General features: G+C 73.4%; 16 protein-coding genes and 2 pseudogenes. 11 read left to right on the forward strand and 7 right to left on the reverse strand.

The features are described from left to right. Nucleotides 1–524: 524 nt before the first annotated feature. Both IE109_RS12875 and IE109_RS12880 read left to right on the forward strand, forming a co-directional pair. A complete protein-coding gene (locus IE109_RS12875) occupies nt 525–905 on the forward strand; it encodes an ATP-binding protein (RefSeq protein ID WP_229890956.1) in 381 nt (126 codons plus the stop codon). Between the two features lie 313 nt (nt 906–1,218). Further along, on the forward strand, nt 1,219–1,497 hold the full coding sequence (locus IE109_RS12880; protein ID WP_189550967.1) for a GlsB/YeaQ/YmgE family stress response membrane protein: 279 nt from the start codon (nt 1,219–1,221) through the stop codon (nt 1,495–1,497). A 769-nt stretch (nt 1,498–2,266) separates the two neighbouring features. On the opposite strand, the gene IE109_RS12885 is transcribed toward IE109_RS12880, so the two are convergent. Beyond that, the gene (locus IE109_RS12885) at nt 2,267–3,634 is read right to left on the reverse strand and encodes a geranylgeranyl reductase family protein (RefSeq protein ID WP_189550968.1); all 1,368 of its coding nucleotides are present in this window, start codon (nt 3,632–3,634) and stop codon (nt 2,267–2,269) included. Nucleotides 3,635–3,886: 252 nt separating this feature from the next. Here IE109_RS12885 and IE109_RS12890 point away from each other — a divergent pair. Beyond that, a pseudogene (locus IE109_RS12890) lies at nt 3,887–5,144 on the forward strand (MFS transporter). A gap of 27 nt (nt 5,145–5,171) precedes the next feature. Here the strand turns inward: IE109_RS12890 and IE109_RS12895 are convergent. The 4 genes from IE109_RS12895 to IE109_RS12910 all read right to left on the reverse strand — a co-directional run bounded on the left by IE109_RS12895 (nt 5,172) and on the right by IE109_RS12910 (nt 11,696). Continuing rightward, on the reverse strand, nt 5,172–6,554 hold the full coding sequence (locus IE109_RS12895; RefSeq protein WP_189550969.1) for an MFS transporter: 1,383 nt from the start codon (nt 6,552–6,554) through the stop codon (nt 5,172–5,174). A 196-nt stretch (nt 6,555–6,750) separates the two neighbouring features. Then, entirely contained in the window at nt 6,751–8,427 is a 1,677-nt protein-coding gene (locus tag IE109_RS12900) for a tannase/feruloyl esterase family alpha/beta hydrolase (RefSeq protein WP_189550970.1), read from the reverse strand. A 229-nt stretch (nt 8,428–8,656) separates the two neighbouring features. Beyond that, nucleotides 8,657–10,537 (reverse strand): helix-turn-helix domain-containing protein, encoded by a 1,881-nt coding sequence (locus IE109_RS12905; RefSeq protein ID WP_189550971.1) that lies wholly within the window; start codon nt 10,535–10,537, stop codon nt 8,657–8,659. A 229-nt stretch (nt 10,538–10,766) separates the two neighbouring features. Beyond that, nucleotides 10,767–11,696, reverse strand: coding sequence for a 3-hydroxyacyl-CoA dehydrogenase family protein (locus tag IE109_RS12910; RefSeq protein WP_189550972.1), 930 nt, complete (start codon nt 11,694–11,696; stop codon nt 10,767–10,769). 479 nt (nt 11,697–12,175) lie between these two features. On the opposite strand from IE109_RS12910, the gene IE109_RS12915 reads away from it, so the two are divergent. From IE109_RS12915 to IE109_RS12930, 4 genes are all read left to right on the forward strand, one after another. Next, nucleotides 12,176–13,009, forward strand: coding sequence for an esterase/lipase family protein (locus IE109_RS12915; protein ID WP_189550973.1), 834 nt, complete (start codon nt 12,176–12,178; stop codon nt 13,007–13,009). A 234-nt stretch (nt 13,010–13,243) separates the two neighbouring features. Continuing rightward, on the forward strand, nt 13,244–13,999 hold the full coding sequence (locus tag IE109_RS12920) for a CoA transferase subunit A (protein ID WP_189550974.1): 756 nt from the start codon (nt 13,244–13,246) through the stop codon (nt 13,997–13,999). Next, on the forward strand, nt 13,999–14,649 hold the full coding sequence (locus tag IE109_RS12925; protein ID WP_189550975.1) for a CoA transferase subunit B: 651 nt from the start codon (nt 13,999–14,001) through the stop codon (nt 14,647–14,649). The genes IE109_RS12920 and IE109_RS12925 overlap by 1 nt, the downstream gene beginning before the upstream one ends. Before the next feature lie 102 nt (nt 14,650–14,751). Then, on the forward strand, nt 14,752–15,549 hold the full coding sequence (locus IE109_RS12930; RefSeq protein ID WP_189550976.1) for a maleylpyruvate isomerase family mycothiol-dependent enzyme: 798 nt from the start codon (nt 14,752–14,754) through the stop codon (nt 15,547–15,549). A gap of 14 nt (nt 15,550–15,563) precedes the next feature. On the opposite strand, the gene IE109_RS12935 is transcribed toward IE109_RS12930, so the two are convergent. Next, entirely contained in the window at nt 15,564–16,589 is a 1,026-nt protein-coding gene (locus IE109_RS12935) for an RNA polymerase sigma-70 factor (protein WP_373297697.1), read from the reverse strand. 180 nt (nt 16,590–16,769) lie between these two features. Between IE109_RS12935 and IE109_RS12940 the strand changes: the two genes are divergently transcribed. Further along, complete coding sequence (locus tag IE109_RS12940; protein ID WP_189550977.1) at nt 16,770–17,249, forward strand: carboxymuconolactone decarboxylase family protein; 480 nt, start codon at nt 16,770–16,772, stop codon at nt 17,247–17,249. 55 nt (nt 17,250–17,304) lie between these two features. Further along, nucleotides 17,305–17,391, forward strand: a pseudogene (locus IE109_RS34200) (DUF1062 domain-containing protein); the annotation flags it as partial. A gap of 65 nt (nt 17,392–17,456) precedes the next feature. On the opposite strand, the gene IE109_RS12945 reads toward IE109_RS34200, so the two are convergent. Then, nucleotides 17,457–18,947 (reverse strand): alpha/beta hydrolase family protein, encoded by a 1,491-nt coding sequence (locus IE109_RS12945; protein ID WP_189550978.1) that lies wholly within the window; start codon nt 18,945–18,947, stop codon nt 17,457–17,459. Between the two features lie 319 nt (nt 18,948–19,266). Here IE109_RS12945 and IE109_RS12950 point away from each other — a divergent pair, with 319 nt between their 5' ends. Both IE109_RS12950 and IE109_RS12955 read left to right on the forward strand, forming a co-directional pair. Further along, nucleotides 19,267–20,553 carry a sensor histidine kinase gene (locus IE109_RS12950; RefSeq protein WP_189550979.1) on the forward strand — a complete coding sequence of 429 codons (1,287 nt, stop codon included), beginning with the start codon at nt 19,267–19,269 and terminating at the stop codon, nt 20,551–20,553. After that, nucleotides 20,550–21,212 carry a response regulator gene (locus IE109_RS12955; RefSeq protein ID WP_189550980.1) on the forward strand — a complete coding sequence of 221 codons (663 nt, stop codon included), beginning with the start codon at nt 20,550–20,552 and terminating at the stop codon, nt 21,210–21,212. The genes IE109_RS12950 and IE109_RS12955 overlap by 4 nt, the downstream gene beginning before the upstream one ends. The last annotated feature ends 47 nt before the right edge of the window (nt 21,213–21,259 follow it).

Genomic DNA, 21,259 nt, shown 5'->3' on the forward strand with positions numbered 1-21,259 from the left:
AGATCGAACCTCGGGCCGAAGCTGCCCACACGCTTGACGAGGAACATAGAGGCACCCCCCCCACGGCAGCCCCTAGGCACCGGCGCGGCGACCCCTTGCGCCACCGGCCGGGCCGGTGATCATCTACGCTGAGACAGATACTTGTCAGGCGGCAACTGTCAGGGGAGGGCGATAGGGGCGTGGGCGAACTCACGGCACGTCAGCATGCGGGCTTCACGGCACGCGAACACGCGGACGGCGTCTCCGGCGACCTCCGCGGCACGGTCGCCAGGGCGCGCACCCCCGAGCCCACCGGCGGTCGGGGCGAGGCGGACGCCACGCGCCCGGCCGGCGGGGAAGGCCACGCGGCGGACACGGCGGAACAGGCGGGCGGGAGGTGACACGTGCGTGCGGCGGATGACGCGGTGTTGCCGCCCCCGGCCGCCGTGGACGGTTGCGGTCCGCCACCGGCGCCCGGCCGGACGGCACCCCCTGGGGACGGCGCGGGTGGACCCGGAGCAGTCGGGCAGGTCGCCCATCACCCGGTGAACAGTGAGGAGGACCTCGTCCGGTTACGCCACGCGGTACGGGCGGCCACGCTTCAGGCGGAGTTCTCCCTGGTGGACCAGACCCGCGTCGTCACCGCCGCCAGCGAGCTCGCCCGCAACGCCTTCGTCCACGCGGGCGGAGGCACCGTCGCCATCGAGGTGTTGCGACACACCGACAGGCGGGGGCTGCGGCTGACGGTCACCGATCAGGGCCCCGGCATCAGCGACCTCGACGCCGCCTTCACCGACGGATACACCACCGGACCGGGCCTGGGCCACGGACTGGGCGGCGCACGCCGCCTCATGCCCGACTTCCACGTCCGTACGGCGGAACGCGGGGGGACCACCGTCGTCGCCACGCGTTGGGTCTCCCCCTGAACGCCGGGGCGGGTGCTTCCGCGGTACTCGGTACGCGGAGGGGGCAGGACCGCGGTCGCTGCTGTCGGACGGCGCGTACGCCTCGGTGAGGTGCGGCAGGCCGTGGGCCTGCTCCCGCAGGCCGGCCAGGACCAGCCGGCTGCCGTCGGCCAGTGCTTGACCGGCCGAGCGTGCCGAAGGCGGTGCCGCCCGGTGTGCCGACGGCGGCGGAACGGCGGAGATGACACTCCGATGAAAGAGGGACGTTTGTTCGGGCCAGGACGGTGCAGACGTTGAGTTAACACAGTCTTTATACGACGAGCGGAGACACACCATGGGCATCATCGCGTGGATCATCATCGGCCTCATCGCCGGCGCCATCGCCAAGGCCCTCATGCCGGGCAAGGACCCCGGCGGCATCATCATCACCATGCTCATCGGCATCGTCGGCGGTCTGCTCGGCGGCTGGCTCGGCAAGGTGCTCTTCGGCGTCGACTCCATCGACGGGTTCTTCGACCTCTCCACCTGGATCGCGGCCATCATCGGCTCCGTCATCCTGCTTCTCGTCTACCGCCTCGTCACCGGCAACCGACACTCCCACCGTCACGCGTAACCCGCTCGCTTCCTCTCCCACACATCCGGACGGCTCCCACCCTGTTGGCAGGGCGGGAGCCGTCGGTGTGTCCGGCCCTGAGCGACCGGACACCGACCGGGCCGGCCGTGGCCAAGGGCACGGGCGAGCGCGCCGCCGAAGGTGGCACCATGGAGCACCGTCGCGTGGGTGGCGCTTCCCGTCGGACCCACGCACGGGCACATGTGTGCGGCGCCGGCGGCGGTCATGCGCGGAAGGCGCCACTCATGGATGGTCGCGGTGCCGGTTGTGGTCATTCACGCGCGGGGCACATGGCGCACGATGTCGTCGGTGCGCCCGTTGCCGGACGAACTTCCAGCCGTCTTCCGACGGTTCCAAGGTGTAGACGTACTGCCCCACGCAGGGCACGTCCGGGTCGTCGTACGGCGGGGCCGCCAGGAGGCGGGCCGGCCGCCAGTGGCCGGCCACCTCGCCGGGTGCGGGGGCCGGCGGACCCACCGCCCACACCTTGACCCCCCGACGAGGCGACGAGCCGGTCATGGCGCCGCCTGGTCCGCGTTGTCCAGCGGACCGGAATCCCGCCCGGCGACCCGGGGTACGGGCCACGCCCGGGTGACGCGCGATGCCCGGCCCGGTCCCCGCCGCCCGAGCGGCCCGCGCCTGCGGGAGCCGGGCGGCCGGGTGGCACGCCGCCGCGTCGCCGCCGAGCGGCCCGTGAGCCGTGCGGCGTACCCGTCCGGCGCCGCGTCACCAGCGCCACCCGAGGTGTCCGTCGCTGGTGACCGGCGGGTCACGTCCGGGATCGTGGTGCGCGGCGGGCGGACGGACGGGGGCGGGGCACGGCGCGCAGGAGGGTCTGCAGCACGGCGTCGATGGTGTCCCGGGGCGGCTCGTCGGCCACATGGGTGAGCAGGCGTGCGAGGGTGCGCAGCAGCGGCGGTGAGGCCATGACGCGGGGGTGGAGGATCGGCCGGTAGCCGTAGCGGCCGAGGACGAGGTCGCCGGCGAGGTTGCCGAGCCGGTAGTGGCGTCCCCACCGGCGGTTGATCTCCGCCGGGTACTGCCGAAGGGCGTGTTCCCGTCCGGCTCCGGAGGGCCGCGCGAGGGCCAGCGCGATGGTCTCGGCGGCGACTTCGGCGGCCTCCATGGCCTGACCGATGCCCTCCCCGCTCCAGGGGCTGACCATGCCGGCGCTGTCCCCCACGAGCAACAGCCCCCGCTGGTACTGCGGGTGCCGGTTGAATCCCATGGGCAGGGCGGCGCTGCGGAGCGGGCAGGTGGCGCTCTCCTCGCCCACGCCCCAGTCGTCCGGGAGGCGGGGCAGCCACCGGTCCATGGTCGCGCGCAGGTCCACCGGTCCGTGCCGGCGGCGCGGCAGGGCGCCGAGCCCGACGTTGATCCGGCCGTCGCCCAGCGGGAAGACCCAGCCGTAGCCGGGCAGGTCCCGGCCGGTCCTGCTGCACAGGAGGTCGGCCCACAGCTCGAGGTAGGGGTCCTGGGAGCGCGCCTCGCTCCGGTAGTAACGCCGGGCGGCGGTCGCGATGCCGCGCCGGGGGTCGCGCTCCAGTCCCATCATCACTGCGGTGCGGGCCGAGGCGCCGTCCGCGGCGACCACCAGCGGTGCGCGGTACAGGACGGGCCGCTTGTCGGGACCGGCCAGGGCCGTCACGCCGGTGATCCGCCCTGCCCGGTCGGTCACCGGCCCGGTGACCCGCACCCCGGTGCGCAGGCGCGCCCCCGCGCCGGCCGCGTGGGTGGCGAGGAGGTCGTCGAAGTCGTGGCGGCTGCGCGTCAGCCCGAAGTCGGGATGACTGCCCAGGCGGGGCCAGTCGATCTCGACCTGGCGGCCCGAGCACACCCAGCGCATACCGCGATTGCGCGTCCACCCGGGCGCGTTGACGTCGATTCCCATCCGTACCAGCTGGTGCACGCCGCGGGGCGTCAGCCCGTCCCCGCAGACCTTGTCGCGGGGGAAGCCGCTCTTCTCCAGCAGGAGGACGTCCAGGCCCGCCCGGGCCAGGTGCAGCGCGGCGGCGGACCCCGCCGGACCCGCGCCCACCACCACGACCTGTGCCTCCTCGGTGCCCTGATGGCCGTCGTGCCGGCTGTCCGGACCGCCGGCCCCGCCCGCGCCCTCGTCATCGCTATGTGTGCTCACCCGACCACTATGGATGATCGCCGGCACCCTTCACCACGAACGCGGACGACGTACGTCCCCGCTGTCGCGGTCCCGCCACCGGGGGCGCGGGGCGGCTCGGGGGCCGCTGCGGCCGGCCGGAGCCGGGGTTCCGGGCTTGGGAAGGCGGCCCACGGCGTCCCGAGCCCGGCCGCTAACCTGGACCCGACCGCTGGTCGTGGCCCGATGGTCGTGGACGCCGGGCGTGCGGGTGAGGGGCGAAAGGCGTCGGGTATGAGGAGCGGTCACCGGCTGGGCCGGCGGTTCGGGTGGCTCTGGGCGGCGTACGGGACCAGCGCGCTCGGCACCTGGCTCGCCTTCGGCGCCTTTCCCCTGATCGCCATCCAGGTGCTGCACGCCGGACCGGCCGAGGTCGCCGCGCTGTCCTCCGTGGGGGCCGCGGTGGGCGCGGCCGTGGCGGTGCCGCTCGGTCCGTGGGTGGAGTTCCGCCGCAAGCGGCCGGTGTTGATCGCGATGGACCTGGCGCGGTTCGCTGCGCTGCTGACGATCCCCGCCGCCTTCGCGCTCGGCGTGCTCACCTTCCTCCAGCTCCTGCTGGTCTCGGTCGTCGTCGCGGCGGCCGACATCTCCTTCCGCGCGGCCTCCGGCGCCTACCTCAAGACGCTGCTGCCGGCCCGGGACCTGCTCGTCGCCAACGCCCGGTTCGAATCCACGGCCTGGACGACCACCGTCATCGGCCCGCCGCTGGGCGGTGCGGCGATCGGGCTCCTCGGCCCGGTGGCGACGGTGGCGGCCGACGCGGTGAGCTACCTGCTGTCGGCCGTGGGCATCCGCGCGACGGGAGGGCGGGAGCCGCGCCCCGAGCGCCCGAAGGCGGCACGCATGAGGCCCGGGGACCTGCTCGACGGCTGGCGGTACATCCTCTCCGACCCGGCGCTGCGGCCGCTGTTCCTCAACACCACCCTGTTCAACGGCCTGCTGATGGCGACGTCGCCGCTGCTGGCCGTCCTGATGCTCGGCGGACTGGGATTCGCCCCATGGCAGTACGGCCTCGCCTTCGCCGCGCCCTCGATCGGCGGGCTGCTCGGTTCGCGGCTGGCCCGGCCGCTCGTCAGCCGGTTCGGGCAGCACCGGGTCCTGGTCGTGGCCGGGGCCCTGCGCGCGCTCTGGCCCATCGGCCTGGTCTTCCTCGGGCCGGGCACCGGAGGGCTGGTGCTGGTGATGGGCGTCGAGCTCGGACTCATCTTCTGCTGCGGGGTCTTCAACCCCGTCCACGCCACCTACCGCCTCGAACGCACCGCGACCGACAGGGTCGCCCGCACCCTGACCGCCTGGGCGGTGTCGGCCAAGGCCACGACCGCGCTCCTCACCGCCGTCTGGGGGGGTGCTCGGCAGCCTGCTCGGCCCGCGCACGGCCATCGGCATCGCCGGTGCGCTGCTGCTGGCGACCCCGTTGCTCCTCCCCCGGCGCGCGGACGCATTCGCGGAACGAGCGGCGGCGGCGCCCTCTCCCCCGTCACGGATTCCCTGACGCGCCGCGGGCGCGGGGCCGGCGGTGTCATGCCGTGTGGGCCGGTTGCTCGCCGGCCGGCGAGGGCCGCGGGGCGGCGTCGTCCCCGTCGGCCAGGTCCCGGTGGCGGGTCTCCCGCGCACAGGCGACGGCGACGACCGTCAGCACGGACGCGGCCATGACGTAGAGGACGATCGGTCCGGCGTCGCCGTAACCGGCCAGCAGCGCGGTGGCGATCAGGGGAGCGGGGGCGCCGGCGGCCACGGAGGAGAACTGGGCGCCGATGGAGGCTCCGGAGTACCGCATCCGGGTGGCGAACAGCTCGGAGAAGAACGCCGCCTGCGGGGCGTACATCGCGCCGTGGAAGAGCAGGGCGACGGTGACCGCCGCGAGGATGGTACCGAAGGTCCCCCTGTCGACCAGCAGGAAGAACGGGTGGATCCAGGCGCCGACGCCGATCGCTCCGACGAGGTAGACGGGGCGGCGTCCGAGCCGGTCGGAGAGGGCTCCCCACATCGGGATGGTCGCGAAGTGCACGGCCGACGCGACGAGGACGGCGTTGAGCGCGGTCTGCTTGCTGGTGCCGGCGTGGTCGGTCGCGTACACGAGGATGAACGCGGTGACGACGTAGTACGAGATGTTCTCCGCCATGCGCGTGCCCATGGCGATGAGGACGTCCCGCCAGTGGTGGCGCAGGACGGCGAGCACGGGTGGCTGCTCCTTCGTGGTCCGGCCGTGCTCGCGGCGCCGGGCCGCCTCGAGTGCCGCCTTGAAGACGGGGGACTCGTCGACCGACAGCCGGATCCACAGGCCGACGAGCACCAGGAGGCCGGACAGCAGGAACGGCACCCGCCACCCCCATGAGGCGAACGCCCCCTCCGGCAGCACGGCCGTCAGCGCGGCGAGCACGCCCGTCGCGAGCAGTTGCCCGGCCGGCGCGCCGGTCTGCGGCCACGAGGCCCAGAAGCCGCGCCGCCTCGCGTCGCCGTGTTCCGCGACCAGCAGTACGGCTCCGCCCCACTCCCCTCCCAGGGCGAAGCCCTGGACGAGGCGCAGCACCGTCAGCAGGACCGGGGCCGCCGAGCCGACGGTGGCGTGGGTGGGGAGCAGCCCGATCAGGAAGGTGGCCCCGCCCATCATCAGCAGACTCAGCACGAGCAGTTTCCTGCGTCCCAGGCGGTCGCCGAAGTGTCCGAAGACGAGCGCGCCCAGCGGGCGGGCCAGGAAGCCGACGGCGTACGTCAGGAAGGACAACAGCGTGCCGACCAGAGGATCGGAGTCGGGGAAGAACAGCTCGTTGAAGACGAGCGCGGCGGCGGCGCCGTAGAGGAAGAAGTCGTACCACTCGATGGTGGTGCCGATCAGGCTGGCGGCGACGATCTTCTTCAGTGAGGCCGGTGTCGGTTGCTGTGCTGTGGTCGGCGACGACATGTGCACCACTTCCATAGGGGTGGCTGAACTGCTGCGGTCCATCAGACGGTAGGGAGCCACGGGCGCCGGGCCGTATGTGCGGGGCGGACACACTTCCTGCCGGGATGCCCTCACGGCAGCCATATGCCGTCGGGGGCTGCGGGCGCGCGGTGTGCGGTGTGCGGTGTCTCCCCGGGTGGCGCGGGTGGGCGGTGGTTCAGCTCTTCCAGCCGGGGAAGGGCCGTGTCGTGCGGGCGCAGGTGAAGCCGGTGGCGGAGTGTGGGTCGCCGGTGCCGTTGTACTTCGGCCACGACGGGTAGTCGCACAGCGGCCGGGTCCGCCCGTTCGCCGCGGGGTTGGCGTCATGGACGACCGGCCGCAGGGGTGCGCGGCCCTCTTCCACCCACCGCTCCAGGGCGCTCAAGGAGTCCCAGCTCGCCGCGAAGGACGCGTCGACGTTGACGTGGTTGGCGCCGGGGACGAGGTAGAGCCGGGCGAACGCGTCCGTCGCGTGCCTGCCCATGCGCCGTTGTACGCGTGTGAAGTAGTCCGCAGTGGAGCGGTGGCTGACGAGCTCGTCGGCCGTGCCGTGCGTCATGAGCAGCTTGCCGCCGGCCCCGGCGAACCGGCGCAGGTCGGGATCGTTGACGTCCTGCAGTGCCGAGAGCTCGCTGATGCGCTGGTGCCACACGCCGGGACGGCGGGGATCCAGGGCCAGGGGGTCGTACCCCGGGTCACGGGTGACGAAGTACCGCACCCACTGGTCCCAGAACTGCACGCCGTACCCGCTGTCCTTCGGCATCGGGTGGCCGGGCGGCCTGGAGCCCATGCCCAGCAGTGGGGTGCTCATGTCGGCGCCGGAGAGGAAGGGGAAGCCGGGGTAACCGGTCTCCCCGCCGGCGAGGCGGTACCTCCAGCGGAGCGGCGAGGACAGGGCTCTCACGGCACGGATCTGGGCGTCGGACAGGCAGGTGTCCTCGGTGTCCCGGCCGTGCGGGCAGCGCAGCGCGCGCGGGTCGAAATCGCAGCCGCGCTCGTCGGAGACGACACCGTCACGCAGGCCGTCGTCGCCGTCGCAGGCCGCGATCACCCTGCGGTGCAGCAGGGCCTGTTCGGCGGCGCCGGGAAACGCCCCGGGGCGGGACAAAACCTGCGCCTCGTACCCGAAGAACAGATCGAGGCTCGCGGCGTTCCAGGCGGGGTAGGCGGCGATGACGCCGTCGAAGTCCGTGGGCCAGCGCTGTGCCACCGCGAGCCCTTCCCGTCCGCCGCTCGATCCGCCGGCGAAGTAGCTGTGGGTGGGGGTCGCGCCCCCGTAGTGCGCGCGCATGAGGAAGCGTGCGGCGTCCCGGGTCTTCTTCAGGGCGTCGCCGCTGAAGTTGCGCACCGCCTCGTCGTTCACGCCGAAGGACCCGTCGAGGGAGGTGACCGGCTTGAAGCCGGGTGCCGCCTGGTGGCCCGAGTCGCCGGCGAAGGTGGCGTAGCCGCGGCTCAGCGGGCGTGGCCGGTCCGTGGGGCCGAACGGGACGTTGCCGGTGACGTCGGGAATGGTGCCGTCGTAGCCTCCGCCGCCGAACATCAGCGCCTTCCCGTTCCACCGCGCCGGCAGGGCGAGCCGCATCCTGATGTCAGGGGCCCCGGGGTCCACGGGGTGGATGGCGGCGTCCACGCGGCAGTAGTCGGCCGTCGCGCTCGGCCCGCTGCCACCGGCGGGAACGGACCGGGCGAGGGTCACCTCGCCGCCCGTGGTCGGCAGGCCGATCACGGAGGCGGGGATCTGCAGGCCGGGCAGGTCGCCGCACGCCACGGGTTCGGGTGCGGCGGAGACGGCGGGCACGCAGGTGCCACCGACCAGGGCGAGGGTGAGTCCTGAGGCTGCGATGGTCCTTCTCACGGCGTCTCCAGGTGTGCGTCGTCGCTGGGGGGGCGCACAGGCTATGGAGCCCGGTGTCCGAGGATCTATGGCTCGGGCACACACTCGTACGTCAGGCGACGTGTGGAACGGGGCCGGGTGGAGCGCGCCCGGGCGGCGGCAGGAGGCGTCGGGCGCAGCCGAACGCTCCTGGGCGGGGCGGGACGCGTCGGCTCCGGCCCGGTGACCTCTCGCCGCGTCACGCCATGCCTCAGGGGTTGCTGACCTTGAGGAGCCTGAGGGCGACCTGGATCTCCAGCAGCCGTTCCGGCTCGCGCCAGTCGTCGCCGAGGAGTCGGCCGATCCGGGCGAGGCGCTGGGTGACGGTGTTGACGTGCAGGTGCAGCCGGCGTGCGGTGTTCCTGGCGTGGCGGCCGGTCCTGCAGTAGGCGTCCAGGGTGCGCACCAGGTCGGAGCGGTGGCCGTCGTCGTAGGCGATCACGGGCCCGAGTACGGATTCGATGAGGGACGCGACGGCCGGCCGGCCGCTGAACAGGGCGCCGACGAAGCCGAGGCCGCGGGCGTCCGCGATCTCCCCGGTCCTGTCCAGGGCGATGAGGGCCCGCAGACACTCGTCCGCCTCCCGGTAGGCGGCGGGGATGCCGGTGATGTCCGCCGCCCGGGCCGTGCCGGCGGTGACCGGGTGCCGCGAGGTGCGGGACAGCTCGCGCGCGGTGGTGCGCGCCACCTCCATGGGGTCGTCGCCGGGCAGCAGCAGGATCACGGTGTCGCGCCGGATCGTGGCCAGCCCGTGGGAGCGCCGGGCGAAGGCCGCGGTGGAGGCGTAGATCCGGTCCCGCGGGTCGTCGTCCACCCGGGCCACCACGACGTTCCGGCACGCGTCGAGGTCGATGTCGATCAGGGCCGCCCGGTGCCGCAGGAGGTCATGGTCCTTGGGGTGTGCGGTCAGCAGGTCGCTCAGCAGCTCGCCCCGTACCCGGGCCTCCGCCTCGGCCACGCGCCTGCGCGTGACCAGGACGAGGGAGGCCACCAGGGCCGCGCGCTCCAGGATGCGGCGGTCGGTGGCCCTCGTCTCCGGTGTCGTCCCGGCGGACACGATCGCTCCGAGGGCCTCGGACTCGGTGATCAGCGGAACGGCACAGCGGGCGCCCCGGACCACCGTGGTCCCGGTCTCCCGGGCGTCCGAGCCGATGGCCCGCAGCTCGTCGACCGGTATCGTCGTCTGCCCCCGGGACCGGGCCGCGATGTCTCCGTCCTCGTCGAGGACGACCACCGTGCCGCCCAGCGAGGTCGCCGTCGCCTGTGCGACCTCGTCCACCCCCTTGCCCTGGATGACGAGCCGGGTCAGGCGCTCGTGCACCTCGGCGGTGCGTTCCAGGTCGGCCATGTGGGAGCTGATCGTGTCGTTCGCGATCCGCAGCTCGGCGACGGCTGCCTGGGCGGCGTTCAGCAGCCGGGCGTTCTCGATGGCCACGGCAGCGTGCGCACCCAGCATCACCAGCACACTGATGTCGCGGCTGCTGAAGCCCCGCCGGCTGCGGTGCGCGGCGAGCAGGACACCGATCACCTCCTGGCCCAGTTTCACGGGCACGCCCAGCAGTGACTCGATCCGCTCGGCGGCGACCGTTCGGTCGATCTCGGTGGTGTGGGTGAAGGAGTCGTCCGTGAGGTACGAGGTGACGGTGTAGGGCTCCCCGGTCCGCGCGACGATCCCCCCGATGCCGGAGCCCACCGGCAACCGCAGCTCGCGCAGCAGGCCGGAGATGTTGCCGGCCGCCGCCTTGATGTAGCTGTCCCCGCGCCCCCGGTCGCTGAGGCTGATGTAGGCGAGGTCGCACTCCAGCAGGCGGCGCGCCCGGTCGGAGATCGCCTGGAGGATGGAGTCGAGCTCCCGCAGGGAAGCCAGGTCGTTGGCGGTGTCGTTGAGGAGCTGGAGCTCGGCCTCGTTGCGGCGGTGCCGCAGGTGCCTCTCGCGCAGTCGCAGGGCGAGCGCGCGCTCCTCCTCCAGCTCCGCGAGCCGGCCGGCCGGCTCTCCGGCGGCCCGGGCCGCCGCCAGCACCTCGTCGAAGGCGCTGATGTCGGCGTCCTTGAGCAGCAGTTCCAGGAAGATGCCGTCGTACGTCCCTGCCATGACTCCTCCGTCGGACAAGCCCTCCGCGGCCGGGGACCGGGCCGCGGTACCCCGGCCCCCGCTGGGAGTATCACCCCTGGGCGGCTCCGCGGATCCCCGCCGTCACGGTTGGCGTGCGCCGCCGAACGGTACGCCGGCTGGACGGCTCCCTCCACCGGCAGCACGTCCGCCGAAGCCTCGTAGTGGACCGCAGCGGCACCGGCCGCGAGCCGTACCGCCCTCCGCAGCGTCACGCCGACCGTGTGTTCCGCAGCGACGCGAGGTTGTCGCGGATCCCGGCGTCCAGACGTCGCGCGACGTCCTCGTCGCGCCCCTTCGGCCAGGGCAGCAGTCCCGCTCCGGTGACGCGGCCCCGGTGACCCGCACCGATGAGTGCGTCCAGGACGGGGAAGCCCCCGGTCCGCGCCGACAGGTGCGGAGCCAGGCTGTCCAGGATGTCCTTGGTCAGTTCCAGCCCGATGAAGTCGGCGTTCTCCATGGGGCCCACGGCCGGCCAGCGCAGGGCGAGGCTCGCCCGCATGACCGTGTCGATGGTCTTCGCGTCGCACACCCCCTGTTCCAGGAGGTACAGCGCCTCGCGCACCAGCGCGAACTGCAACCGGTTCCCGATGAAGCCGGGAACGTCCCGGCCGAGGCGCACCGTCGTCCTGCCCAGCCCGTCCAGCACGTCGCAGGCCTCCTGGACGAACCGGTGGTCCGTCTCCCGGCCCGGGGCGACCTCGACGAGGGGGATGACATAGGGCGGATTCCACCAGTGGACTCCGACCAGACGCTGCGGGTGCCGCATGCCCTCCGCCACCTCGGTGAGTGACAGCACCGACGTGTTGGACCACACCGGTGTCACGGCGGAGACACGCTCCTCCAGGGCGGCCAGCACCACGTGCTTGACCTCCAGGCGTTCCGGCACGGCCTCCACGACGATGTCCGAGCAGTCGGCGAGGGCCGCCAGCGTCCTGGCAGCGGTGACCCGTTGCGCCACGATCCGCGCGTCGTCCGGGGAGGTCCCGCCGCGCTCCAGGGCCTGTTCGACCCGCTCCCCCAGACTGGCCAGCGTCGCGGGGTCCGGGTCGTGCACGACGACACCGAAGCCCGCCTCGGCCAGGGCGACCGCGATCCCGTGCCCCATGAGCCCACCACCGACGATCCCGAACCGGATCATGTCCCGTCCTCCCGGACTGCTGTGAACCACCGCGCGCCGGGGTGCTGGGGGCGTCGCAGCCGACGCCGGGCAGCCCGGCACCGCGCGGAGGGAAAAAGGGGGCCCACGGATGGCCGGGGGCCCGGCCGCGCCGGCCGGCGAGCCGTGACGAGACGCTATGGCGCTGCTCTCCTGTCCGGGAGGGGAGCGATGCACATACGGTTCTCGTCGCGTATGTGCACAGCGCACTGTGCGGGATCCTCCAGCACTGGGAGGACACCGGCCCTGCTCAGGGGCCGGCCACCGGACTGTCACCGGGCGGTAATGGCCGTCGCGACCACACAAAGCGCGGAAAAATGTGCGCTGTTCCCATGAGGGCGCTCCGGGGTTCGGTTCTAGCGTGCTCTGCGTTCGCACCCCACAACCCCGTCGGCGACCACCGGGCGAGAGCCGCGGTTCCACACCCCGGTCCACCGTACGACGGGCAAGGAGGCACTCCCATGCGCTTCGCGTCCACCCCTGCGTCAACGATGTCCCGCGGGACGGCATCGGCCCTCGTGACCGACCGGCGCCCGGTCCGTTCGCGGCGGCTGTTCAGCGCCTCGATGGCGGCCCTGCTGACCACGAGCCTGCTGGGACTCGCTGCCCAGGGTTCCAGCGCCGCGGCACCTCAGCCCGCCGCCACCACGACCACCACCGCCACCGCCGCCCCGCACGACCCGGTGATCATGATCCCGGGCATGACGGGCAGGCCGGCCGCCATGGACCCGATGAAGGCCAACCTCCAGGCCAACGGCTGGCCCGCGTCCAGGCTGTTCACCTGGACCGACAGCAGCTCGATGACGCAGGACCTGGCCAAGGCCGCGGAGCAGCTCTCGGCCAAGGTCGACCAGGTCCGCGGCCAGACCGGGGCCGACAAGGTGGTCCTGGCCACCTGGTCCGCCTCCACCCTGGCCGCCCGCTACTACATCAAGAACCTCGGCGGCGCGGACAAGGTGTCCCAGTACATCGCGTTCGCCGGCCCCCAGCACGGCACCACCAACAACGGCTGCCAGTGGTACGTCTCCTGCCAGCAGTTCGCCTCCCCGAACACTCCGTTCCTCAAGGCGCTCAACTCACCGACCGAGGTCCCCTTCGGCGACAGGGTCGACTACCTGACCATCAGGTCGACCGCGGACTACAACGCCGTACCGACCGACACCGCCATGCTCGCCGGCGCGGACGAGAACCACCTCATGAGCGGGCCGATGGCGCCCAGCCACTTCACGATCGTCTCCAACAGCGCGGCGCTGGCGAAGATGCGCTCGTTCATCACCGCGCACGAGGGCGACTGACCACCCGCCCAGCCGACCGGGGCGTACGCGGTCGTGCCGGACACCGCCCCCCGCGGCGTCCGGCACGGCGCGGGGTACGGCACGGCCCTGCCTCACCGATGTCACGGGGTGACGCCGACGTCACCGCTACCACCGGCCGGTACGCCCCGGCCTCCGCTCCCCCTCCCAGCCGATGGACGACCACGCGCCGCAGCACGCCTGCGGGCCGCGGCACATGAAGGGTTTCCCTCCCGCATGGACAAGACGATGGCTTCGGCCACGCAGGCAGTGGCCGACATCCCGGACGGAGCCGCTCTGGCTGTCGGTGGCTTCGGCCTCAGCGGCGTCCCCGACGCGCTCATCCGCGCCGTGCACGAACAGGGCGCCCGTGACCTGAGGGTCGTGTCCAACAACTGCGGGGTCGACGGCCGGGGCCTGGGCGTGCTGTTGGGCTCGGGCCGCATCTCCCGTGTCACCGGCTCGTACGTCGGCGAGAACAAGGAGTTCGCGCGCCAGTACCTCAGTGGGGAACTGGAGGTGGAGCTGGTGCCCCAGGGCACGCTCGCGGAGCGGCTGCGGGCCGGCGGCGCCGGCATCCCGGCCTTCTACACCCCGGCCGGGGTGGGCACCCAGGTGGCCGGGGGCGGGCTGCCCTGGCGGTACGCGCCCGATGGTTCGGCCGCCATCGCCTCCCCGCCCAAGGAGACCCGTGACTTCGCGGGCCGCGCGTACGTCCTGGAGCACGGCATCACCACGGACTACGCCCTCGTACGGGCCTGGCGGGGCGACCGGCACGGCAACCTGGTCTTCCGCCGGGCCGCCGCCAACTTCAACCCGCTCGCCGCCATGGCGGGGCGCGTCACGATCGCCGAGGTCGAGGAACTGGTCGAACCCGGGGAGCTGGCCGCCGAACAGGTGCACCTGCCCGGCGTGTTCGTCCAGCGCGTCGTACGACTCACCGCCGTGCAGGCGGCCGACAAGCACATCGAGAAGAGGACGGTACGTTCCTGATGGCCTGGACCCGTGACCAGATGGCCGCCCGCGCCGCCGCCGAACTGCGCGACGGCGAGTACGTCAACCTCGGCATCGGCCTGCCCACCCTCATCCCGGGCCACCTCCCGCCCGGTGTGCACGTCGTCCTCCACTCCGAGAACGGCATCCTCGGCACCGGCCCCTATCCGTACGACGACGAGGTCGACCCCGACCTGATCAACGCCGGCAAGGAGACCGTCACCGTCGTGCCGGGCGCCTCCTTCTTCGACTCGGCCCTCTCCTTCGGCATGATCCGCGGCGGCCACATCGATGTCGCCGTCCTCGGCGCCATGCAGGTCTCCGCCGCCGGCGACCTCGCCAACTGGACGATCCCCGGCAAGGTGGTCAAGGGCATGGGCGGCGCCATGGACCTCGTCCACGGCGCCCGCCGCGTCGTCGTCCTCATGGAACACACCGCCAAGGACGGCAGCCCGAAGATCGTGGACGAGTGCACGCTCCCCCTCACCGGCGAGCGGTGCGTCGACCGCGTCATCACCGACCTCGGCGTCCTCGACGTGACGGAACACGGGCTCGCCCTGGTCGAGACCGCCCCGGGCGTCACCGTCGAGCGCGTCACCGACCACACGGCCGCGCCCGTCTCCCACGGCCGCGCCCGCGCCACCCGCTGACACCGGGCCGGCACGGGACCGCTCACGGGCGGTAGCACCCCGAGGGACCGCGCCCCCGGAAATCACTGTCAGATCATCGGATCGCGATGGTAGAAAGCCGCAGTGGAGAAGACTCTGGAGTTCCCCGACCTGCTGCGCCTGATCGACGAGCGGTCGGCCGCCTTCCGTACCGCGGTCGCCGCCGCGCCCGATCTCGACGCGCGGGTGCCGAGCTGCCCGGAATGGACGCTGTTCGATCTGGTGCGGCACCTGGGCGAAGGGCGCCGCTCCTGGGCCGCCACCATCGCGGCGGGCCCTGGAGCGACGGCCAAGTCGGCGTGGCGGGGCGTCCCGGCCGCGCCCCGGGAGCGCGAGGCGCTGCTGGCCTGGTCGGCCGAGTCGACGCGACTGTTGCTGGACGCGTTGCGGGAGGCCGGCCCGGAGCGCGGCTGCTGGACGTGGTGGGGCGACTCGCAGTCGCCGCGGACCTGCGGTGCCGTCGCCCGGCACCAGCTCCAGGAGATCGCGGTGCACACCTACGACGCCCAGCTCACCCTGGGCGCCCCTCGGCCCCTGCCGGAGGACGTGGCACTCGACGGCGTACACGACTTCCTCCACACCTGCTGCGCCACCACGATCGCCTGGCCGTACGAACCGGCTGCCGTCGACTACCACGCCGCCGAGGGCCGCTCCTGGCGTGTGCGGCTCTCCGCCGGGGGCGCACGGATCACTCCCCTTCCCACGCCCGGCACGACGCCCGCCACGCCCGCCGGTGAACCGGACGCGGCCGACGCCTCCGCCCGGGGCACGGCCAGTGAGCTGGTGCTGGCCATGTACGGCCGCCACCCGGTGCACTCCCTGGAGCTGGAGGGCGACCGGCGGCTCTTCGACCTGCTCGCGGCCTGGGAGCCGGAGGCGTAGGACGGCGCCCGTCCTCAACGGCGCGTGGTGGTCTCCAAGGTGGTCACCCGGTCCAGACGTGACAGTTTCCCGGGGTTGCGCACGGCGTAGAGCGCGGTGATGAGCCCGCCGTCGATACGCATCGCCATGACGGTGTCGACCGCGCCGCCCAGCCGGACGAGCAGCGCCGGGCCGCCGTTGACCAGCGCCGGCCGCAACGACGTCACGGGAGCGATCCTGCCCAGCACATGGGCCACGCGGTCGGCCCCGACGACGGGTGCCGACGCGGCCCGTACGACTCCGCCACCGTCGGTCAGCAGGACGACGTCCGGCGCGAGGACGTCGAGCAGGCGTCGCAGGTCGCCCGTCTCGACCGCCCGCCGGAACGCCTGGACGGTACGGCGGGCCTCCGCGGCGGAGGCGGCCTCGCGCGGTCGGCGCGCGGCGACGTGCCCCCGTGCCCGGTGGGCGATCTGGCGGACGGCGGCCGGGGTCTTGTCGACGGCTTCGGCGATCTCGTCGTAACCGAGGCCGAACACCTCGCGCAGCACGAACACCGCGCGCTCGGTCGGACGGAGCGTCTCCAGCACCAGCAGCATCGCCATCGAGACGCTGTCGGCGAGTTCGACGTCGTCGGCCACGTCGGGCGCGGTCAGCAGCGGTTCGGGCAGCCAGGGGCCGACGTAGGACTCCTTGCGCCTGCCGAGCGTACGCAGCTGGGTCAGTGCCTGCCGGGTGGTGATGCGGACCAGGTACGCGCGCTGGTCCCGCACCGTGCCGGGGTCGACGCCCACCCATCGCAACCAGGTCTCCTGGAGGACGTCCTCGGCGTCGGCGGCGGAGCCGAGCATGTCGTAGGCGACGGTGAACAGGAGGTTGCGGTGGTCGACGAACGCCCGGGTGACACCGTCCATGCCGTCCCGGACCGGTCCTCCTTCCCGGACCCGTCCTCCCTCGTACGCGCCTTCACTGTCGCGTTCGCGTGCGCGGTCAGTGCCCCCGGGGACGGCGACCGGCCCGGCCGTGCCCCTCGTCCCGTCGCTGACACGTCGGTCGGTCATCGCCGCTCCTGCCCGTTCGCTCTCGAGTGCGCCGTACACCGGACGCCGGCCGGCTCCGCTTTGTGACATCCGTGCACGGTGGCGCACGCCACATCGGCGGACCGTCACAGGGGGCCGCCCTCGGGCGTCTTGTGTCCGTCCGGTGCGGCAGCACGGAACACGACGAGTGAGGACGACGCCATGGAGCCCCGTTTCGACCTGTTCGACAGCCCGACCGCCGCGAAGGTCGCCAAGCGTTTCCACAGCGCCGGGTCGGCGCTGGAGGGCTCCACCCTGCCGAAGGCCCTGCGGGAGCTGGTGGAGCTGCGGGTCGGCCAGATCAACGGCTGCGGCCTCTGCGTCGACGCCCACACCAAGGAGGCCGCCGCGGCCGGTGAGACCGCGGTCCGGCTCAACCTGGTCGCCGCCTGGCGGCACAGCACCGTGTTCACCCGGGCCGAGCGTGCCGCCCTGGCGCTCGCCGAGGAAGGCACCCGGCTCGGCGACCGGGGCGTGTCCGACGACACCTGGGCCGAGGTGCGCGAGCACTTCGACGACGACCAGGTCGGCTCGCTGGTCTGCCTGGTGGCTCTGATCAACGCGGCGACCCGGATGAACGTGATCGTGCGCAATCCGGGGGGCTCGTACGAGCCCGGCATGTTCGTCGGCCTGTCGAACTGACCGGTGCCGAACCGACCGACGCCCACGGGCCGATCGCCGCCGCCCGCCCCCGGTACGGCTGGTCGCCGAGGGGGCACTGGTCTCGGCGGTCCGGATGACCGGCAGGCTCTCCGGCGACTTCACCCGCACGCTCAAGCGCTGAGCCTCGCCGGGGTCAGGGGCCTGCCCGGCGCGATCCGCCGGGCAGGCCCCGTTGCCGGAAGCGGCTCAACGGCTCTTGTCCGGGCGGTGGACGACGAGGTCGCCGTGGGCCCGCAGAGCGGCGGCCGGGTCACCGGGTCGGCGCCCCAGGGTGGCGTCCAGGAAGGCGAGAGTGGTCGCGGCGACGACGCGCGGGCTCTTGGTGCGGCCCAGCGAGCCGACTATCGAGGGCACCGGCGGCAGGTAGAGGGGGCTGTCGGTGAAGGTGAGATGTGCGGCGCCCGGGATGGTGAGCCGGTAGCCGGTCGCGGTGCTGAGTTCGAGGACCTCGGTGAGGCGGGGCAGGTAACGCGGGTCGGTCGCCGGGGTGATGGCCTGGGTGAGCGCCAGCACCGGCTGGTGGAAGGGACGTGGGTGGGGGTCGCGGGGGTAGCCGTCCATATCGATGACGGCGTCGAACCGGCGGTCCTGGCGGGCTGCTTGCAGAGCGGCGCCGCCGCCCAGGGAGTGGCCGGTCACCGCGGCCCGGCCGGTGTCCAGGCGTCCGGTCAGCGGGCCGTCGATCTCACCTCGGTCCAGACGGCCCAGCTGGGTGAGGACGAAGCCGAGGTCCGCGGCCCGGATTCGCGTCGTCTCGACGCTCCGCCTGGTGTCTTCGTCGTCGTCGCCGGTGGAGGTCATCCTGGTGTCGATCGTCCGGCCGTCGGCGAGGACGACGGCCGCGGAGTCGTACGGGTGGTCGAGGGCGGCGACCACATAGCCGTGGCCGGCCAGCTCCTCCGCCCAGGCGGTGTTCTGCGTGCGCACTCCGCCCAGTCCGGGGGAGAACAGCACGACCGGGAACCGTCCGCCTTCGAGGGCCACCGGGGCGTCGGGGACGGAACGGGTGCGGGCGCGCGGGACGCCGTCGACGAGGAAGTGCGGCAGGCCGACATGGCGCGCGAGGGCGTCGGAGACGGTGCGCGCCTCGTCCTCCGTGCGGCCGAGGTACTGGGCCCGCCGCGTGCCCGCGGGGCTCTTCCGCGCGGGGTACCAGACCTGGACCACGACGGTGCGCCGGTCGTGCGGGTCGGCGGTGGCGGTCTCGGGGCGGCCCGGGTCGGTCCACTGCATCACGTGGGTGCCGACGGCGAAGCCGCCCGACGGTTCGGGGAAGACGGGTACGGGAAAGGCCCATGCGGCCGCCGGTCCCGTGGCGATCAGGGCGACACAGGCCACCGATCCCGGCAACGCGGCCCACCACCGGGCCCGCGACGCCGGCCGGCCGGTACGCCGTCGCAGCAAGGGCGACACGGCGAAGGGCAGCGCGAAGACGGCGCCCGCCAGTACCGGCAGCATCTGCCAGCGGGTTCCCACCTGACTCAGCACGATCGCCGACAGCGCGAAACCCCCTGCCGCCGTGATCGTGACAGGTGGGCGGGCCACGGGAGGAAGCCAGCGCGCCATCACCAGCGCGACGGCACTCAGCAGGACGAGGATTTCCAGGAGGGACATGTTCGGCCCCGTGATGTTCTCGGTCACCCGGCCATCGTCGGCGCGGGATACGCGCCGCCGCATCGGCCCCCGGGCGCCGGCGTGTGCCACCGGAGTCGCAATCCGAGCCGGGTGCCCTGTGCGACCGGAGTGGCAATCGAGCACCCCGGGACGGCGGTCTCCCTGCGACCACGGGGGCAGCGGGACTCCTCCTTCGGTCGGATCCCGGCACGGTGCCATCAGCCGGTGGGCTCATGCGCTCCGCCGGACCGCGGCCTACCGTGACAGGGCCGCGGTACGTGCCGGGAGCGCGGGGCTCACGCCCCGTACCCGGACCTGACCGGGTTGTACTGGTGGTGGCCCCGGCCAGGGGAACCATGCGCTGAATCGACAGGGACGTGTGATGACCGAGGCTGCCGCGGAACCCGGCACTGCCCAGCCGGTGCGCCACCGGGACCGCGGTCGGCGGACGGCGTCGGCCGTACGGCCGCCGGGGTACGCCGACCCGGCCTCCGTGCGAGCGGCGCGACTGGTGCGGGCAGCCCGGCGCCGGGCCTCCCGGCTGCCGCCGACGGTGCGGGACGCGCTGTTGCCGGCGCTGCTCCTGCTCCACATCACGACCACGCGCGCGCCGCACGAGCTTCCGGTGGCGGTGGCCCTCACCGCCGCCCTGGCCCTGCCGCTGGTGTGGCGGCGCCGGGCCCCGCTCACGGTGTTCGGCGCCGTGGCGGCGGCGGCCTTCGTCCAGTGGCTGGTGAACGTCCCACTGCCGGCCGACATCGCCTTGCCGGCGGCTCTCTACACGGCGGCGGCGAACTCGGGCCGGCGCGGCACGCTCGTCGCCGGTGCCGTCGTGGAGGGCGGGGCCCTGCTGGCCTGCCTGCGCTGGGCGACGGAAGGCGCCTTCCTGGCCTCGTTCGTCGCGGTGACCGCGCTGGTCGTCTCCGCCGCCGTCCTGGGGGTGAACGTGCGGACCACACGCGCCTACCTCGCGGCCTCGGAGGAGCGGGCCGCGCGCCTGGAGCAGCAACAGGAGCAGCAGGCACGGCTGGCCGTCGCCGAGGAGAGGACCCGTATCGCCCGGGAGATGCACGACATCGTCACCCACAACCTGTCCGTCATGGTCGCGCTCACCGACGCAGCCGTCTACGCACAGCACCGGTCGCCCGACAAGGCCACCGCCGTGATGCTCCAGATCTCCGAGACGGGCCGGCAGGCCCTGACCGACATGCGGCGCTCGCTGGGCGTCCTGCGGACCGACGAGCCGGACGCGGAGCGCCATCCGTTGCCCGGCATCGCGCAACTGGAGTCCCTCGCCGACCAGATGCGCGCCGCCGGGCTGCCGACCCGCGTCCGGGTCGAGGGCGGCCACACCCACATACCCGCCACCGCACAACTGACCGTCTACCGCCTGGTGCAGGAAGCCTTGACCAACACCCTGAAGCACACTCCCACCGGCACACACGCGAAGGTGAGGGTGCGGTGCTCCGCCGAGGCCGTCACCGTGGACGTCACCGACAGCGGTCCCTGCCCGCCCCTCCCCGTCGCCGCGCCGTCCGGCCACGGCATCCCCGGCATGCGCGAGCGCTCGGCCGCCTACGGGGGGACGCTGCGGGCCGGACCGCTCCCGGGCGGCGGCTGGGGAGTCCATACCCGTCTCGACCTCGGCGGCGGAGCGACGTCCGCATGACGATCCGCATCCTGATCGCCGACGACGAAGCACTGCTCCGCATGGCCTTCAGCACGGTCCTGGAGGCCCAGCCCGACATGGCGCCGGTCGGCGAGGCCGCGGACGGCGTCCAGGCGGTGCGCCTCGTCCGGGAACTGCGGCCCGACGTCGTCCTCATGGACGTCCGGATGCCCGGGACCGACGGGATCGAGGCGACCCGGCAGGTCGTCCGGATCTCCCCGCGGAGCAAGGTGTTGATCCTCACCACCTTCGACCTCGACGCGTACGCCTTCGATGGACTCCACGCCGGAGCCTCGGGCTTTCTGCTGAAGAACACCAGGCCCGAGGAACTGCTCTCCGCGATACGCCGCGTGGCCGCGGGCGACGCGGTGGTCTCCCCGCGGGTCACCCGCCGTCTGCTGGAGAACGTCCGCCCGCACATCCCGGACGGCGGCAGCGCCGACCGTGACGAGCGGCTGAGCCGGCTCAGCGCCCGTGAGCGCGAGGTGCTCGTCCAGGTGGGCCGCGGCCTGTCCAACGCCGAGATCGCGGCGGCCCTGCACCTCGCGGAGGCGACCGTGAAGTCCCATCTGGGGCGGATCCTGCAGAAGCTCGAACTCCGCGACCGGATACGGGCCGTGATCTTCGCCCACGAGAACCGCCTCGTGCACCCGGCATGACCCCGCCGCCCGGAGCCAACGGCGGCGGCGTCGTCCCCGGAGCCGGG

It is taken from the genome of Streptomyces lavendofoliae, from assembly GCF_014649735.1.
GTDB lineage: Bacteria > Actinomycetota > Actinomycetes > Streptomycetales > Streptomycetaceae > Streptomyces > Streptomyces lavendofoliae.